Origin of the sequence: Leptospira bouyouniensis, assembly GCF_004769525.1 — a bacterium.
GTDB classification, from domain to species: domain Bacteria; phylum Spirochaetota; class Leptospiria; order Leptospirales; family Leptospiraceae; genus Leptospira_A; species Leptospira_A bouyouniensis.
This window is the reverse complement of sequence record NZ_RQFT01000012.1, coordinates 661,640-679,008: the sequence shown is the minus strand read 5'-3', so window position 1 is coordinate 679,008 and position 17,369 is coordinate 661,640. Positions and strand designations below refer to the sequence as shown.

Annotated in this window: 15 protein-coding genes; 8 read left to right on the top strand and 7 right to left on the bottom strand. The window is 36.6% G+C overall.

The features are described from left to right. Position 1: 1 nt before the first annotated feature. Together EHQ43_RS17360 and EHQ43_RS17355 are read right to left on the bottom strand one after the other, a co-directional pair. Positions 2-1,258, bottom strand: a complete 1,257-nt coding sequence (locus EHQ43_RS17360) for a C40 family peptidase (RefSeq protein WP_135771833.1) — start codon at positions 1,256-1,258, stop codon at positions 2-4. Between the two features lie 26 nt (positions 1,259-1,284). After that, positions 1,285-3,159, bottom strand: coding sequence for a patatin-like phospholipase family protein (locus EHQ43_RS17355; protein WP_135771883.1), 1,875 nt, complete (start codon positions 3,157-3,159; stop codon positions 1,285-1,287). 136 nt (positions 3,160-3,295) lie between these two features. On the opposite strand from EHQ43_RS17355, the gene ruvA reads away from it, so the two are divergent. After that, a complete protein-coding gene (gene ruvA, locus EHQ43_RS17350) occupies positions 3,296-3,895 on the top strand; it encodes a Holliday junction branch migration protein RuvA (protein WP_135771832.1) in 600 nt (199 codons plus the stop codon). 1 nt (position 3,896) lies between these two features. Here ruvA and EHQ43_RS17345 read toward each other — a convergent pair whose 3' ends face one another. Together EHQ43_RS17345 and EHQ43_RS17340 are read right to left on the bottom strand one after the other, a co-directional pair. Beyond that, positions 3,897-4,433 (bottom strand): hypothetical protein, encoded by a 537-nt coding sequence (locus EHQ43_RS17345; RefSeq protein ID WP_244242878.1) that lies wholly within the window; start codon positions 4,431-4,433, stop codon positions 3,897-3,899. 110 nt (positions 4,434-4,543) lie between these two features. Then, on the bottom strand, positions 4,544-6,088 hold the full coding sequence (locus EHQ43_RS17340; protein ID WP_135741793.1) for a restriction endonuclease: 1,545 nt from the start codon (positions 6,086-6,088) through the stop codon (positions 4,544-4,546). On the opposite strand from EHQ43_RS17340, the gene EHQ43_RS17335 reads away from it, so the two are divergent. From EHQ43_RS17335 to EHQ43_RS17315, 5 genes are read left to right on the top strand one after another with little or no spacing between them, the layout of a single operon-like run. Then, positions 6,082-6,690, top strand: coding sequence for an ABC transporter permease (locus EHQ43_RS17335; protein WP_135771831.1), 609 nt, complete (start codon positions 6,082-6,084; stop codon positions 6,688-6,690). The genes EHQ43_RS17340 and EHQ43_RS17335 overlap by 7 nt on opposite strands. Next, positions 6,690-7,361 (top strand): ABC transporter ATP-binding protein, encoded by a 672-nt coding sequence (locus EHQ43_RS17330; protein WP_135741791.1) that lies wholly within the window; start codon positions 6,690-6,692, stop codon positions 7,359-7,361. The genes EHQ43_RS17335 and EHQ43_RS17330 overlap by 1 nt, the downstream gene beginning before the upstream one ends. A gap of 4 nt (positions 7,362-7,365) precedes the next feature. Further along, positions 7,366-8,262, top strand: coding sequence for an ROK family protein (locus EHQ43_RS17325; RefSeq protein ID WP_135771830.1), 897 nt, complete (start codon positions 7,366-7,368; stop codon positions 8,260-8,262). Position 8,263: 1 nt separating this feature from the next. Continuing rightward, positions 8,264-8,608: a histidine triad nucleotide-binding protein gene (locus EHQ43_RS17320; protein ID WP_135741789.1), complete on the top strand. Its 345-nt coding sequence runs from the start codon at positions 8,264-8,266 to the stop codon at positions 8,606-8,608. Positions 8,609-8,621: 13 nt separating this feature from the next. Continuing rightward, positions 8,622-9,581 (top strand): lysylphosphatidylglycerol synthase transmembrane domain-containing protein, encoded by a 960-nt coding sequence (locus tag EHQ43_RS17315; protein WP_135741788.1) that lies wholly within the window; start codon positions 8,622-8,624, stop codon positions 9,579-9,581. Between the two features lie 77 nt (positions 9,582-9,658). Here the strand turns inward: EHQ43_RS17315 and EHQ43_RS17310 are convergent, their stop codons facing one another. After that, positions 9,659-10,120, bottom strand: a complete 462-nt coding sequence (locus EHQ43_RS17310) for a VOC family protein (RefSeq protein WP_135754019.1) — start codon at positions 10,118-10,120, stop codon at positions 9,659-9,661. A 132-nt stretch (positions 10,121-10,252) separates the two neighbouring features. Next, on the bottom strand, positions 10,253-10,741 hold the full coding sequence (locus EHQ43_RS17305; protein ID WP_244242877.1) for a YbjN domain-containing protein: 489 nt from the start codon (positions 10,739-10,741) through the stop codon (positions 10,253-10,255). 209 nt (positions 10,742-10,950) lie between these two features. Here EHQ43_RS17305 and EHQ43_RS17300 point away from each other — a divergent pair, with 209 nt between their 5' ends. Both EHQ43_RS17300 and EHQ43_RS17295 read left to right on the top strand, forming a co-directional pair. Then, positions 10,951-12,450 (top strand): S41 family peptidase, encoded by a 1,500-nt coding sequence (locus EHQ43_RS17300; RefSeq protein WP_135771829.1) that lies wholly within the window; start codon positions 10,951-10,953, stop codon positions 12,448-12,450. A gap of 611 nt (positions 12,451-13,061) precedes the next feature. Continuing rightward, positions 13,062-14,636, top strand: coding sequence for a hypothetical protein (locus tag EHQ43_RS17295; protein ID WP_135771828.1), 1,575 nt, complete (start codon positions 13,062-13,064; stop codon positions 14,634-14,636). On the opposite strand, the gene EHQ43_RS17290 is transcribed toward EHQ43_RS17295, so the two are convergent. Further along, complete coding sequence (locus EHQ43_RS17290) at positions 14,607-17,360, bottom strand: PAS domain S-box protein (RefSeq protein WP_135771827.1); 2,754 nt, start codon at positions 17,358-17,360, stop codon at positions 14,607-14,609. The two genes, EHQ43_RS17295 and EHQ43_RS17290, sit on opposite strands and share 30 nt — an antisense overlap. Positions 17,361-17,369 lie beyond the last annotated feature (9 nt).

The following is a 17,369-nucleotide window of genomic DNA, read 5'->3' as shown; positions in this document are numbered from 1 at the left end:
ATCAATTGCCACCAGTAAAAATATCTCTACCTGTTACATACCTTTCTTTCCACCATTTTTCGCTTAAAGACTGTATGACAACTCCACGACTTGTCGATGCATGGATAAAATTTCCATTCTCCAAAACAAGTCCCACATGTGTGATTTTTTTTGCATTAGGAGAGGCTGAAAAAAACACTAGATTCCCAATCTCTTGTTTTTCTCTTGTGACAAATTTTCCTATGAGGGACTGGTCTTTTGCGGACCTTGGGATGGCTTTTTCTTTCATCCCAATTTTTGGGTCGGTTAATATCGATTTGGTGAGACCAGAACAATCAATTCCACGTTTAGAATAACCACCATAGAGATAAGGTGTACCAATCCATTGTCTACCCACGGGATCCACAAGTTTCCGTTTGGATTCTTTATGTCCTTGGTTTGGAGTTGTGACAACGTCGTATTGTGCTTCGTTAAAAATAAGACCTGGGTCAAGTTTTGGACGTTCTTTTGTGATCCATTCCCCTTCCTCATTCCAGATGATTTCTGTTCTCCTACTAGAAACTTCAAAATCTTTGATAGAATTTTTGCCCGAAAGTACAGAAAGTGTATCGTCAACCACCAAATTCCACTTAGAATCAGTAGTATCAACTTTGAATTCTCCTTTGATCTCTGCTAAAAGTTTCTTTTGCTTTTCTGGAATTAAAGAAGAAATTTTTTTAGGTAATTTATTTTCCAATTGTTTAAAGACCAAACCAGAGTTAGGTTCCTTTTTTCGAAGCAAAACATATAACCTTCCTGCCACAAAAACTGTGTCACCACTCCAACGATTTTTTTTTGCCAATTGGAAAAAATACAAAATCTCTTCCTCTGGAACCTGGCTTAAATTCATTTCTTTGTAAAATTTTCCAAGAAAAGGAATTTCAGATTTTGTTGGTTTGACCGTGATGAAATAAGGAATGAGTTCCTCTACCTCTTCCCAAAGATACCCATGGTCCGCTAAAACGACAAATCGTTCAACTTCCATGGCAAATTCAGAAGCAGGCATTGATTCAAACACAGCCCAAACACGAAGGGACTGGATGATAGTTTGGATGTCTTTTTGGTTGGCTCGTTCTCCCAGTTTTTTTCGGATCTCATTTCGGATGAGTAAGGTTTCTTGTTTGTTATATCCGGTTTCAAGTAAACTATCTAGGTTTTGTGAATATATAAGGTAAGGAAAAAAGAGTACCAAAAGAAAAAATATTCGGTTGAAGGATTGCAAAAAACATTTTGAAAACATGTCCCAATGAGTAGACTGTAAACATTTTATTGTAAAGAAGGATTTATAAATTTCTCACGGTTCATTTTAATTTTCTCAACAGATGAAATGTATCCTAGTTCAATCAAACGTTCGTAAGCAAACCAATCGAGTAATCCAAAATTATTTGTTGGAATTTGTAAGAACAAATCCGAAATCTTTTCTGTTTGTCGGATCCGTTCTCGACTGGATGCCAAAATGGATCGAATGATGATATCACCAATGGGTGGGAATTTTGGTTTCATCAAGTCTTGAAAATTGATGAGGTTTGTCATCTGAAAGAACGGATTTGTCATCACACCTGGATTTTTATTGTCAAAATATTCACAGAGTTCTCGGTCTTGGTCTGGGTAAATATCACCAAACACATCTACAGAAATCACCTTCCCAACTCCACGTTCTTTCAAACTGATCCCAGGGACATTGTCGAGTACACCTCCATCAACATACACAATTCCATCATCAATGAAAGGAGGCACAACTCCTGGAATGGAAGTACTCGCTCGAATTGCTTTCCATAAACTTCCAACTTCTTGGACTTGGATTTCCGAATGAGAAAGGTTTGTGGCTATGGAAAAATAAGGGATCCATAAATCTTCGATTTGGATATCACCAAAAAAATTTCGGATTGCTTCTGTATACTTTTTCCCAGTGGTAAGTGATAAAAGTGGGATCGTATATTCATTCAAAAGATCCTTTGATACCCAAAACTCTTTTGCCTTTATTTTGCTACCTTCACTTGTTTCTCCCATAGCAATAAGAGCAGCAAAAATTGACCCTGCACTTGTACCAGAAACCATATCAATGGGAATTTGATTTTCTTCGAGTGCCTTTAAAACTCCTAAATGAGCAAATCCTTTCGCACCACCGCCACCTAATGCAAGACCAACGGACTTTCCGAGTAAACCCCTACCTAATCTTTCCCAAGTATCCATTCTTTCCATATGGACATGAAAATGCCTATGAAATTTACGTTTTTGTAAATGTTGTATCGTACCAGGGATCACATAATTTTTATTAGGTTGAATGAGAACCAGTATGTGATTTCGATCGTTGTATTTTCGTTTATCAATGAGTGATTCTAATTGGATACAACTAGGTGTATTATTAGCTTCTTTGATATAGACAAAACTATCGGATTGGCGTAGAGCCCGTTCAACAAATGAGCTAAGTTTGTCTTCATCTTTTAATACATAAAAAATATAATCATATTCCGATTCAATTTGAGTGAAAAATCGAATGATCCAAGGTTCACGGTCAACTTCCTCCAATTTTTCTAACTCTTTCATACGTTCATTGAACAATGATTCGTCGACGACATAAAATGATCCGTATCGTAAAAAAACAATCCCAAGATAATGGATGGCATCGAAGATCGTTTTTTCAGGGAGCGATGAAAGAAGAGAAAAAGTTTTGGCTTGTGGGACAAATCCTTTTGTTTCTGTTTTGGCATGTGCCAAACGTTCGGCGATGATCTTTGTGATTTGTAAAAGACTTTCTGGGTATTTGATAAGGATAGAAAGTGCCACTTCTCTTGGCACTCGGATGAGTTCCGAGTCGCGTACTGCTTTTACCGTTGCTGACCTTTTTTCACCCGTAAACAAACTGAGTTCTCCAATGATATCAAGTCGTTTGAATTCTCCAATATCACGAAGATTTCCATCGGGGCCACGTTTTTCATACCGGAGTTTGCCTGCAGCGAGAATGTACAAATCGTTCCCTATGGAATTTTCTAAAAATAGAACCTCCCCTCCTTTTAAAAATTCACGAACGGTGTGGTCCATCATCTCACGTAAAACCGAGTGAGGCAAATTGCGAAACAAATCTGCCAAGGTTAGATACTGCGCAAGGCTAGGGTTTTTTGATTTTCGGATTCGTTTCACAGCTAAGGTTATAGAGAAAGGATTAAAAAATTTCAAGCAACCTTTTGGATTTCGAAAAAAACAAACTTCAATCCAATCAAAAAAGAAGAGTAGTCATATTTCTCTTGTCCTTACAATGGGAAAGAAGAAGTGGCATATGATAGCAAGTTTACGTGGAAAATTACTCCAATTAGAAATTGATCGTTTGGTGGTGGAAGTGTCGGGTGTGGGGTATGAAGTGTTGATTCCATTCCCCTTACACTTAGAGTGTCAGGACAAACTCAATTCAGAAATTTTTATCCATACCTACCACTCCATTACCGATCGCGCACAAAGGTTATTCGGTTTTAATTCAAAAAAAGACCGTGAATTATTTGAACTCATCAAATCCCTCCATGGCATTGGAGAACTCACTGCCTTAAAAATCCTTTCCTTTTTCCAAGCCGATGATTTGTACCAGATCGCCAAGGCAGATGACAAAAAAACCTTAGAAAAAATCCCAAAAGTGAAAGGGAAAACATCTGAAAAAATTCTATTTGAGATCAAACAAAATCTTAAAAAATTCGAAATGTTCTTAAATGAGGGGACAACCGAAATCAGTTTTGTGGATCGAGAAACAGACCTTGCGACACTTGCTCTCATTCAACTTGGTTTTGATGAGAAAACTGCCACCAAACAAGTAACTGATGCTAAAAAATTAAATCCAGGACTCAGTGCCTCTGACATCGTCAAACAGGTGATTACTGGTACAAGATAATTCAAAACATACGGTGTAAATACCAATTGTTTTGTTTTTTGATGAAACTTGGATTGATGAGGTAACGTTCTAATTTTGGTTTTTCCGGAAACCGAAATTTCACTTCCACTTCTTCCTTTGAACCTACATAAAAATCAGCATACACTGGGCCCGCTTGTTTAAAAACATCTAAAATAGTAAGATTACCATCAGAACCTTTTTTTTGGTTAAGTTTGGTTTGGTCAAAATAATATAACGAAAAGTATCCATTTGGGTCAATTAGATCTAATCTCACTTCTTCTGTTGTCCAATAACCCTTTGCATCGACAAATAAACCTGTTTCTCTGTGAACAAAGGAGAGTAAATGTTGAAAATGGCCTTCACAAAGATCAATTAACAGTTGTTTTATCTCAAAAAGAATAAAAGTTTTATCAAAATTTGATATCCCATCCCCATACATTGTTCCCAAAAAAACGGGAAATGGGCATTGCTCTTTTGTCTTTTGGACTTCCTTCGTTTGGCTATCTATAACTTTAGATGTATTTTGTTTTGGGCTCAAACAAAAACAAAACCAAAAAAGAAGGATTAAAAAAACGATATAGGTAATCCGAGAAAATGGAATCCGAAAATGGGAAAAAAAGGAAATAAAAGAGTTAATAAGTCTTCGCATTACATTGTTTTGTTGAGAAGGTCTTCGAACATATCACCAGAATACATCTCAAGTGCTCCATTACTTGCGGCGATGATTTTTTTCCCTGCTTCTGTTACATCAAAATTTCCAATCACATACCCTTTGGTTGCTCCCATATCTTCCATTTGGTTTGTCATTTCACGAAGGAAAACATCGGATACCTTTGCATCTTTCCATTTTCTCACTCGAAAGAGTGCTCGTTTGTTTACATCTTCTTTGGAAGAAGCGAGTAAATTGACACCATCTGCTTCTGGGTTTGATATCTCTTTTGTCACTCGATATCCTAGACTCATCACCATCCTTGTGGCTTGGTTTTTAAAATTGGTTCCTTGTAAACTGATGAATTTTTCAAATTTATCAAGACCAAGCATATCCAATTTGGATGTGAGTTTTTTCCCACTCTCATCCACCATTCCTTTGATATTAAATGGTTTGGAAGAACGCATCCCACTTAATTCAAAATAACGGGAGTTTGGAAATAAATTCACAGACAGTAAATTCAATTCGCGAGTAAGATCATATTCATGTGTTAATGACTCAATAGTACCCGTTCCGCGTTCCAATCGATACTTTAAATTGGCAAGGGCAACCACATCTGGATCATCCAATCTTTCCGCTTCTGCTTCAATTAAATATTCGGCCCCTTCATCGTAACGGCCCATGTACGTTGTGATCATCGCAAAATGGATACTACACTCTGTGATTTCACTCTGCCATGCATTGAGTTTTGCCATCTCAAGACACAATCTACCATACTTCAAAGCTTCAGGAAAATTTTGCATTAGAATGGCTTCTGTCATTAGGAACTGGAATAAAGTAAAACGGACAAATTCATCATCGATTTGTTCACTAATGGCGATTGCAGTTTTTACCGCATCTTTGTGTTTGTTTTCGCGGGAAAGTGATAAGGCATATAAAAATCCAGAGACAGGAGTTTTTTCAATTTTGTAAGCCTTTTCAAAATACTCTCGTTCTTTACCCCCGCCAGTGACACCCGAGATCACACCTTTGGCGATATAATATGAGGCCAGGTTGATTTTTTCCTCAGGGATTCTTGCAAAAAAATGATCCGCAATTTTGAATTCTTTCTGACCAAGTGCCATAAAACCCAAACGAATACAGGCAATCGGATTCGACCTGTCAACATGGAGTGTGTCCAGGTAATGGAAAAATGCTTCTTCAAAAAAATCTTTGTTATAATAAATCTCAGCGATTCGGTTGGATACCGTTACTTGGTCTATTTCTTTGGTATAACGGTTATTTTTTTTGATGATTTCGAGGTGTTTTGCCTCGTTGAGTGGATCATTTTCCATGGCATAAATTTTTGCCATCACGTAGTGACCGTATGGATTTTGGTGGTCTTCCTCTAACTTTTCTCGAACGAGTGCTCTCGCATCTAGAAAATTCCCTAAAGTCGCAAGGCTTAGGGCTTTGGCATAACTATCCCGCCTTTGCCCAATGACAAAGGTCAAAAGAAACCCAAGCAAAATCACAGCGGCTCCTACAAAGATAAAAAATGCCAAATTCGAATACTTCCTATTTTCCTATTTTGGTTGGTAAAAAAGAGTCTTACGTCAATTCTGTCCTGGAAGTGATACAACTCACCTACATTTCGTTTGCTCTTCGACTTCTCTCAAGAGATCGTCTTTATTCCTTGGCCTATGGCCTTGTAGGAACCCTTGTTTTTACTTTCCTCGTACTTGCGGTACGGATCCACTTCCACCTATACGGGGGAGTGTCTCTTACTAGTATCGTTTCCTTTGACAAGTCTCCTCAGATTCTTTTTTACGCCACAAGCTTTGCACTCATGACTTTATTTTTCTTCCACTGCCTGCATGGACTTGGTGAGATTGGAGTGATGATGGCAGTCGGGGGAAACCGAATGGGATGTATCTTTTTACATTCGTTGTCCTTATTTTTCCTATTTTTACCGAGTTTCCTCCTCGCAATCCTTATCAACATGGGATTGTTACCTCCCCCTCCCGACTTTGGGATTTGGGGGGAAGTTAAGTCCGTTTTCACATGTTTGGTGTTATTTCTATTTTTAGGTATCGCTGTCGCATTTCCAACCGTTGGCATTAGCACGTATATGGACCCCTATCAGTCCATACGGAGACAAAAATAATGTTACTGCGTGTCCACAACCTGACGAAACGATTTGGAAAAGAAGAAGCGGTGAGTTCGGTGAGCTTCGATGTGAACCAAGGGGACTATGTTGCCATCATTGGTCCATCAGGTTCTGGAAAAACCACTCTCTTATCCATGTTAACAGGCATGTTATCTCCTACAGAAGGGGACATTTTGTTCGACCAAATCAAACTCTCTCAAATTTCCAAACAAGAGTTAGCAGAGATCCGCGCCAGAGACCTGGGCCTTGTTTTCCAATTTTCGGAACTTGTAGGAAACCTAACGATTAAGGAAAATATCCTACTACCGGCTTTATTCACCAAAAAATTCTCAAACGATGACTACCTCCGAAAATGTGATTATCTAATCGAACATTTAAAATTAGGTGATATCCAAAATTCTCTACCAAGGACTTTATCTGGTGGCCAGATCCAAAAAGCAGCCATTGCAAGATCACTTATCAATGACCCAGCTATCCTTTTTGCCGATGAACCTTCAGGGGATTTGGATCCAGAAAATAGTTACCTTGTTCAACTATTACTGAACGAATACAATAAACGTAATCATTCCATCATTCTTGTGACGCACGATATGAAACTCGCCTTTGATGCCCAAACCGTTTATGAAATGAAAAACGGAAGGTTCGAACAAGTGATCAAGGGAGAGTGAGGTTTTGAAACAAGCCATAGGTGTTGATATTGGTGGTGGGAGTATCCGAGTTTCCCTCTTTGATGAAACAGGAAACGAACTAAAGTCCAATCACACAAAAACGCCAGAACACTTAGACAATGATTCATTTTTAAAACTGCTCGTTGAAACCATTCGCCCGCTTAAAGATGGAAGTATAGGAATTGGAGTTGGTTCTCCTGGACCTCTCAATAATGACACAGGTGTAATGCTTAACAGTGCCAATATGGTAGGTCTTTCAAACTTACCGATCAAATCTGTTTTAGAAAAAGAATTTTCACTTCCAGTATTTTATGAAAACGATGCCAATTGCGCAGCGTTAGGTGAAGCAATTTTCGGAAATTACAAACAATATGAATCCCAACTAATTCTAACACTAGGAACTGGAATCGGTGGAGGATTTGTCAAACAAGGCCAATTGTATACAGGTTACCTTGGGAATGGAATCGAAATTGGACATACCACAGCAGTCTTGGATGGAGCCCTCTGTGGTTGTGGGGTTCGAGGTTGTGTCGAAAGTTATTTTTCCACAAAAGGATTTTTAAATCGATACAAGGAAAAAACAAACACTTTACTCCCTCATGCAGAAGCTTTTTTTGAATTGGTTAAGGCTGGTAACAAAGATGCAAAAAATATTTTGGATTTTGGGACAAAAACCTTAGCACATGCTGTCAGAAATGCGGTCCAATTACTCAATCCGGAAGCAGTTGTTTTTGTTGGTGGCATCACGAAGTCTTATGATTTGTTTGGTGGTCCATTGGAGAAAGAAATCCGCGAGACAATTTTTTCTGTTTTGAATGAGCGATTAAAAATGGGACCAGGTGGAAATATATCTGGTACACTCGGTGCAGCATCACTCGTATTTGTTAAGGAGAAGTTTTGATATGGAAAACTGTATTTTTTGTAAGATCATAAAAGGAGAAATTCCTTCCAAGAAAGAATACGAATCCGATTCAATTTTTGTATTCCATGACATCACCCCACAAGCTCCGATCCACCTACTTATCATACCAAAAATTCATATCACAAGTATGAATGAGATCAATTCACTCGACCCAAAAGTGATCCATGAAATTTTCCAGGTGATTCCCAAACTTGCTGAAAAAAATGGAATCTCTGAGAAAGGATACCGTGTTGTGAACAATTGTGGGAGCCATGGTGGTCAAACAGTCTCTCACATACATTTTCATTTATTAGGTGGTAGGCATTTACAATGGCCACCAGGATAGGAAAAGCATTAATATGAGAAAACTTATTTTTGGAATTATCGTTTCAGGCATTGCAATTTATTTTTTACAAAAGAACTTTGATATCAGCGAATTCAAAAGATTAGAAGGAAAAGTGAATTGGTGGATATTCCCTCTTCTGATTCTATCTAACCTTTGGGCTTTCATTCCTTTTTCCATCAGATGGTATCATCTCCTAGAAAAAAAGATAACGATTAACCAATCTTTCTCAACGGCTATCATTGGAGTTGGATTGAATATGGTTTTACCGGCTCGTGGTGGTGACTTGGTAAGACTACTCATGAACAAAAGAGATTCAGATTTGCCTCTCACCCACTTACTAAGTAGAATTTTCTTAGAAAAGGTAATGGATTTAGGTGCCGTGGTTGTGATTGGAGCAGCTGCTCTTTTTTATATGGGATTAGGGCAAACAAAAAACCTAAGCCTACTTTTGATTTCTAGTTTAGTGATCATAGGTATGTTAGTTGGTCTTATTTTAGTAAAATACTTTTTATCTTTATTAAGGTCCATTGCACTAAAAATCTTTTCAATCGTCGGCAAACAATCACTATATGAAAACAAACTAGATCACCACTTAGTTGAATTTTCAGAGTTTTTGCAAGGGGATAAACTAATCAAACCACTAGCCTATTCTCTACCAATATGGGTTTTTGGTTATGCTATTTCTTACTATCTAGCAGGTTTACTGATCGGAATGCCCGTTCGATTTCCGGAAGCTTTACTCTTTATGTTTTTAGGAGGAATGGGTGTTGCGATTCCATCTGCTCCTTCAGGAATTGGTGTATTCCATGCGGCGATCATTTCAGGATTTATCATTTTAGGAAGAGACCCAGGAGAGGGTTTAGTTTACGCTACAGTGGTACATTTAAGCCAGTTCCTGATTACGACGATCCTTGCATGTTTCGCATATTTCTTTTGGCGCTTAGCACACCGTAAAACAGAGAAGGTTGATTAAAGTTTTTATAATCTTTGAATTAGTCAAAACGATTGGCTTTTATGCCAATCGTTAACTTAAGCATAAAATTTGGAATATTAGCTAAGTGCTTTGATCACATCATCCGGAGCTTGTACTAACTCCACAAGGACACCTTCACTACAGAGTGGAAATTCTTCATTACCTTTAGGGTGGATAAAACATACGTTATACCCAGCTGCACCTTTTCGTATCCCACCTGGTGTAAAACGAACCCCTTGTTTCGTTAAATACTCAACACATTCTTCTAACTTATCGATCCAAAGACCAATATGATTCAATTTAGGATCATGTACCTTGGGACTTTTGATTGGGTCAATTGGTTGCATCAAATCGATTTCAACTTTGTACGGTCCATTCCCCATAGAAAGAATATCTTCGTCTACGTTTTCCTTTTCACTTTTGTAATCGGAAACCTTAGTAAGTCCCATGACCTCAACCCAAAACTTTGATAATTTTTCTTTTGATTCGCCACCAATGGCAACCTGTTGGATACCTAAAACTTTAAATGGACGTGACATTGAATTTGCTCCCCTATCTCTTTTCTGTATCAATCGAGTATGACTGTTCCTTCAATGTCCTGTCCAAGTTCCTCTTCGAATACTATTTTTTTTATCACAGTAAAGTATTTTATATTTTCGGTAGAAGTAATCTCATTCAGCGAGTATAAGTAATGTACTAAATTGGGAATTTAGAATTTGAAACTTTTGCAAAAATTCTTTGATGGCTTCCTCACTGACTCCTCCAGAATAATCAAAATCACTTTCTAAAACTAGTCTACCTTCCCCGTCCATGTAACTTCTAGAGTAACGCATTTTTTGGTTCCATTTATTTGCGAGTTCAATTTTGTTTTTTTTGTCAGTATTGAACGAGGAATAAAATTGAATGGAGGAATCATTTCCAGAAACAAGACCTACTCTGAAATCTTGATAGGATACAATGAGTAGTTTGTCTTCATCACTAATGATTTGGTAACCTAACTCTAACAACAATTTTTTGATTAGATTTTTTTCGACTTTATAATGTAAGGTGGCAGATTTGTGCGCAGATTCGGATTCTTTTCCTTTGAGGGCCTGCGCGTTGACTGAAAAAACTGTGGAAAATACTACAAAAATTAAAAGAGAAGAAATAAACGATCTCACAAACTACCTCATTGGCACATAAAAATTATACCAGCTGCCACAATGAGAAAATTTCATTCTAACAAACTGTGATTAAGAGAATCTAAAATTCAATCTCTGGGATTTCAATCTATTTCTCCAGGAAAAGATTCGATTGGGAAAAAAAGTAGAAATTTGGACAGAAATTCATTTACTTTTGGCATCACCTAGGAACTGCTAATCCATAATCTATGAAATTTTCCATACCCTCCCTATTTTTATTTTCAATTCTTTCTTTCCAATTAATTTCCTGCAAACCTGCCCAAAACAAAACTTCAAACAAATCAAACCTAAAATTCGATTCGATCGAAACGTTAAAAAGTGAAAGCAAATACCCCTACCTCTATGTTGGGAAAATCAACTTAGAACATTTTATAAAATTAAAAAATGACATTACGATCCTACATCTAACTAGCGATAAAATCAGCGCCTCGGCATCTTTTGGAGGTGCAATCAAAAAAGCATACGAACTGCTCTCTATAGATTTTTATCCAAAAAGTTTTTATGACTTAAACAAAAATAATGGAAAAATAATCAGTCATGGAGTTTTAATCCCGTCCGAAGATACTGTCTTTGTACGCCTAAAACAAGAAAATTACGATCCAAAAGATATTACAGAATGGGAACCGAAAAAAAGAAAGGAACTCTCTCAGCATTTTGCATCTTTAAATCTTGAGTATTCAGACTTAGAAAAACACTTAGACACCGTTTACAATTTAGCAAAAAACGATACAACGATCACCAAGGACTTCAAAGATCAAAATATTTTATTAGAGAAAATCATTTTTAATGCCATGTTAGGATATGCAGAAGAGATCGACCCACACACAAAAGTTTACGATGCAAAAGAAATTAAAACGGAAACATCTTTCAATGTTCTTAATAATATTTCGCACAGAGTCTTTCCTGGTTACCCTGATATTCTCTACATAAAAATAAAAAATTTTTTGCAATTTAATGACAAATTTACAATCGCAAGTGCTGCAAAAAAAATCATTGAACACGAATTAAACGAAAAAAAGAAAAATCAAAATACAGTAGGCGCACTCCTTATAGATTTAAGAGAAAGTGAACAAGCAAATCTCATTGAGCTTCGAAAGTTTTTATCACTTTTAATTTCTTCTAAAAATTTATTTAGCATTAAAAATCGATATGAAGAAAATATATACCCCTCTTTCAAAGGTGATGCAATTGTTTGGGATGGTCCTATCGGAATTTTAGTAGGTCCAAAAACCACTGCAGGAGGAGAACTCGTTGCGGGAAGTCTTCGTGAAAATAAAAATGCCATCATACTTGGATCGAGAACCTTTGGGCAAGGTACGTTCCAAATGTTTTTTGAAGTTGGAACTAAAACAGGATATTTTTATGCTATCACCAATTCAAAAATGTATCTTCCTTCTGGTGAAGAAATCCAAGGATTTGGTATTATTCCCGATATCAATATAGATGATCCAAATAAAGCAAGCAACATCCCCCATGAAACAAAATTTTGGAATTGGATCAAACCAACAAAAGATAAAAATCCATACATTCCCAAAAACATACAATCGAAACTTGATGAACGCCTTAAACAAAACTCCACCTCCAATGGTTTGTTTGCAGAAGAAAACCCACTGGATTTAGATCCAGTTTTAACAGAATCCGTAGATTACTTTAAAACATATCTAAGTATGATGAAAGAATTGAAATAATCAAATGAATCAATGTCTACCTTCACTTACAATTTCGAGCTAAATAATAAAGAGATAGTTCGATTTGCGATTGCATTGATTTATTCATACTGGATTTTGTATTCATTTCCTGATGCAACAACATCGTTATCATCAGGAATTACTTTCCGTGTAATTGGATTTAAAAGTTCTTTCTCTGGACGACCATTACAAACATTGCTTTTTCGAGTTTCTAGTCAAATTCGACATTTTCTTTGATCGCCTCTACATCTTTCGCTGCATTTTGTTTCGTATCGATAACGTTAAGTAAGTGGATTGATGAGTCTTGAATATCAAAGTTAACTTAAATTTGTATGATGATAGATATGTCAGGACTTGATCATTAGAATCTCCTTTCGGTTCAAGAGCCTTTGCCTATCGGATTACATTTTGGTCTGCGGTGATAAGAATTGTTGTTTCCTTTGTACGTTCAAGAATGGAATCAATGGTTACTGATTTAGGTTCTAGAATTTTTACCATACCAAAACTTTTTAATTTTGAATTTGTAAATGTTTTCTTGCTAAAAGTAAAGTTTAAATAGAAGGTGTTCTAACGTTTTTTAGCCCAACACCACGCAAAGGATATATAACAATATGAAACATCTCTTTTTGGGTTTGATTTGTGTGGTTTGTTCTATTGGTTATCGATCAACCTTAATTGCTGAAACCAATTTTAAAGAGGAATCCATTCCAAAGGATGGAACGCCACTTTACCCATCCAAAACGTTTGAAAAAAATCAGGACCATCAAACTGCTCCAGGCGAAATTAAATTTCGCCTTACTGGAATGTTAAAAACGGATTTTGCTTATGCAAACCAATCGGTATTATCCTTTGGATTTGATAATTTAATCGGACCAACCGTTGCCAAAAGACAAATCCAAGCTAGAGATGCAGAACCTCGCTCGGGGATATTCCCTACAAGTTCCTTACTTGGAGCAGAGATCAGTTATGGCCCCAAAGCAAAGGCAATTTTTGAAGCTGACTTTGTTGATGTAACCAAAAGTTCTGTTGGGGCCGAAACAAAACCAAGGGTACGACAAATGTATTTCCAATACAACCCAACTACTCAATTCCAAATTTTTCTGGGTAGGACTTGGGATTTATTTGCAGGTGTTTTTCCTCAATCTTATAATGCTAGTGCCTTTATGTCAGCATCAGGTAACATTGGATGGCAAAGGGAACAAATTGGTTTATGGTATAAGTTAGGTGATTTCAAATTTGGTTCTGCCATCGGAACTACTGGATTTCATAATGACCCCAATGTAAAAACAAATATAGAACGAAACACGATGCCAACAATTGCCGTACGTTTGGATTGGACCCCTTCCACTAATTTATTATTCACTACTTCTGCAATCGGTACCAAACTCAAAGTCAGTGATCCAAATACCGATTCCTCAAGAGATGGTTTACCTTTGCATGCAGATCAGTCTTTGAATCAATTACAAACAAATCAATTAACGTTTTCACAAAAAAACAAAAACCAAAGGAGCACTTTGGATTCAGGAGGGATTTCGTTTGGTTTTGTTTGGAAACAAGGAAATTTTGAATCAAGAGGTGAAATCACCTATGGAACTAACCTAACATCAATTACATCATCAGGGATTGCACCTTTCCAAACGACAACATATGGAGAAGAATTTACTGATAGTAAATTTGGTTTTCTCTCAGGTGGATATGCAACCGACGCAAAAGCCAATTCCAAAAAAAAATTTGAATCCCCAAAAGAAGTTACTGGTTTTTTAAGTTTGAATTATGATTTTTCCAAAGAATTTGGTTTCGGAATCCATGGAGGTATATCAAAGATTACAAATCCAGAAGTACTCGTAGGTGCGGATCATAATTTGTTATCAATCAGTCGTTCTGATCAATTCCAATGGACGTCCAATCCAAAAGTGATGGGTGCCATTAAAGAAAATCTTAATTATGGATTCCGTATGAATTATGACCCAGAAGACCGAATACGTTTTTTTCTACAAACCGATGTATTTCGCACCTATTACAAAGATGTAGAAAGATACCAAGGAATTTCGAGTCATATAGGAAGTTATGATCTAATTTTACAAACGGGTGAATGGAGGGAACCTGGAAATAAATCAGAACGTTCTAGTGCAGTAACGGAATCAATGATGATTCGTCTAGGAGGATTGTTTCGATTTGATGCTTAAGTCTTCAAAATCAATCCATTTTAAAAGTAGTTGTTTTAAATTTTCTTTTTGAACAGGTTTACTCAGATAATCATTCATTCCAACTTCAAAACATTTTTCTTTTTCGCCTGCGATGATACCTGCAGTGACAGCAATGATTGGTATTTTTTTTCCTTTATTTAATTTACGTATCGCAATCGTTGCATCATATCCATTTTTCACAGGCATTTGGATGTCCATCAAAATGACATGTGGTAATTCTTTTTGAAATACTTTCACTGCTTCTTCACCGTTTTCTGCTTCCAAAATGATAACATCAGACAAAATGCGTTTGATGAAATTTTTCATGAGGCCCATATTCACAACATTATCTTCAACGATTAAAATTTTAACAGTTACCTCATTCCGTTTCGATTCTAATTTTTTTTGGTTTGCCAAATCTAGTTCAGCCACATCCGATTGGAGACTCTGATCAAATTCTGGAATACGAAACGGAATTTCAAAATAAAACTCGCTCCCTTCTCCAACCTCACTCTTTAATTTCAATTCAGACTTCATTAAACTAAGCAATTGTTTACAAATGGCAAGACCGAGACCTGTTCCACCAAACCTTCGTGTGGTGGAGAAATCTTCTTGCGTAAAAGAATCAAATATTTTTTTCTGATTTTCCTTTGCAATACCGATTCCCGTATCTTTGACAGAGATTCTAACTTTTACTTCTTTCTCATTTTCAGAATTGATTCGGACCAAGCGGCATTCAATCATTCCCTTTTCCGTAAACTTAATCGCATTTCCGAGTAAATTTAACATCACTTGCCTTAATCGATTGGAATCAAACATTAGAGTTTGTTGGATTGATTCATCAATGGACAAACGGATATCCAACCCTTTGATGATGGCTTGGATATCCATAATTTTGATAGCTTCTTGGATGGATTTTTTAAGATCATTCGGTTCTTCCGCAAGTTGTAATTTTCCTGCTTCCGCTTTCGAAAAATCCAATATATCATTCACAATATTTAGTAATGTGTGAGCCGATTGTTTTACAATTTGGGCATATTCGCTATAAGAAGAATCTAACAAAGTTTCTGCCAGTAAATCTGAATAACCAATGATTCCGTTCAAAGGTGTCCGTATTTCGTGACTCATATTTGCTAAAAATTCAGACTTCGCATTATACGCGTTCTCTGCTAGTTCTTTTGCCAGTTTAAGTTCTAACTTCGTTTCGTACGATTCTGTAATGTCCCTTGTAAACATAAGAATCCCACCGATTCCCCCAGAAAGTAGACTCCAAGGGCGGATTTCCCATTGGATCACTTGGTCTTTATCCCAACCCGGTGGTCTCCAAATATCTTCATCCTTTTTTAAAACTTCACCCTGTAATCCGCGAGAATGTATTTTTTTCCATTCTTCACCAATGTTTGGAAAAATTTCATAATGGCATTTCCCAATGATTTCTTCTTTGGTCATTGGAATTTTATAATCATCGATCCACCTTTGGCTAAGGGCAACATACCTCATCTCTTGGTCTAACATCGCAACGGCTGCTGGTGCGTGTTCAACGAAAGACCATAGAATGGCTGTTTGCGATGCGAGAGCCACTTCCCATTTTTTTCGTTCATTAATATCTTGGATGATGCCATAAATTTTAACTACTTTGTCGTTTTCATATTCTGCTCGACCAATGGTTCTAATCCAAGTTTGGTTCCCTTTGGCTGTCACCATTTCCAATTCTAAATCATATTCCTTTCCTTTCGTGATCAGGTCTTGGACAGCAGCGGTAATTTGTTTTCGAGTCTCTTCGTCATGGTAAAATTGAAGGCCTGTTTCCAAGCTGGGTATATAACTTTCTTCCACTTCATGGATCCGTTTTGTTACATGAGTCCAATTCGCTTGGTTTGTTTTTAAATCCAATTCCCAACCACCAATTTTGGCAAGGTTTGCCATTTGGTCTAACAAACGAGAAATGGATCTTAATTCCATTTCTGATTGGATCGAATCTGTTATATTCAAGATTTGAGATAAATAATAAATTGGATTTCCCAAATTGTCTCGGATAATGGACTTATTTAGGATTGTCCAAATAGATTGATTATTTTTTGTCAGATATCTTTTTTTAATTTGGAAACTGGGAATCAAACCTCTGTTTAATTGTTCCAAATAGGATAATTCCAAATCCAAATCATCTGGATGAGTAAACTCAGACAAAGTTTTTTTCTTTAACTCTTCTCTTTCGTATCCAAGCCATTCACAAAAGATAGGATTTACTTCAATCATCTCTCCATGTGGATTGGAAATTTCCATTCCAATATTGGAATATCGAAATGAGGAAGTAAATAAGTCCCTAGAAATTTCTGCAGATTGTAAAATCGGTGGTAATGATTTTTCTTTACCTTCAAAAAAAACATCTAAAGCAAGTAAGATGTATTTCCTTCCTAATTCAAAAAATTCTTTTGTATGGAATAAAAAAGGAAAACCTGCACTGTTACTAGGATCAAAACAGATTCTACCAAGAATTGAATCGGAATGATTTACCTCTGTATCAAAATTGGACCCAGAGAGTGTGAGAATACATTCAACAGGAAATGGTTGGTCCAATGTTAATCCCATCGACTTTTTTGCCACCGCACTTGGATAAATAATCCCAATACTTGTATCCCAAACCAAATAACCAAAAACACCTTTTTCAAAGACAAAGTCACATAATTCAGGTTTATTTGTGATTAATTTGATTGGATTTAACATATAAGGTTT

Bases quoted from the DNA above. Each gene is read 5' to 3' on its own strand.
- EHQ43_RS17360 (WP_135771833.1), bottom strand. From the start codon at position 1,258: ATGTTTTCAAAATGTTTTTTGCAATCCTTCAACCGAATATTTTTTCTT.
- ruvA (WP_135771832.1), top strand. From the start codon at position 3,296: ATGATAGCAAGTTTACGTGGAAAATTACTCCAATTAGAAATTGATCGT.
- EHQ43_RS17290 (WP_135771827.1), bottom strand. From the start codon at position 17,360: ATGTTAAATCCAATCAAATTAATCACAAATAAACCTGAATTATGTGAC.
- EHQ43_RS17295 (WP_135771828.1), top strand. From the start codon at position 13,062: ATGAAACATCTCTTTTTGGGTTTGATTTGTGTGGTTTGTTCTATTGGT.
- EHQ43_RS17335 (WP_135771831.1), top strand. From the start codon at position 6,082: ATGCCAAATTCGAATACTTCCTATTTTCCTATTTTGGTTGGTAAAAAA.
- EHQ43_RS17330 (WP_135741791.1), top strand. From the start codon at position 6,690: ATGTTACTGCGTGTCCACAACCTGACGAAACGATTTGGAAAAGAAGAA.
- EHQ43_RS17315 (WP_135741788.1), top strand. From the start codon at position 8,622: ATGAGAAAACTTATTTTTGGAATTATCGTTTCAGGCATTGCAATTTAT.
- EHQ43_RS17300 (WP_135771829.1), top strand. From the start codon at position 10,951: ATGAAATTTTCCATACCCTCCCTATTTTTATTTTCAATTCTTTCTTTC.
- EHQ43_RS17310 (WP_135754019.1), bottom strand. From the start codon at position 10,120: ATGTCACGTCCATTTAAAGTTTTAGGTATCCAACAGGTTGCCATTGGT.
- EHQ43_RS17320 (WP_135741789.1), top strand. From the start codon at position 8,264: ATGGAAAACTGTATTTTTTGTAAGATCATAAAAGGAGAAATTCCTTCC.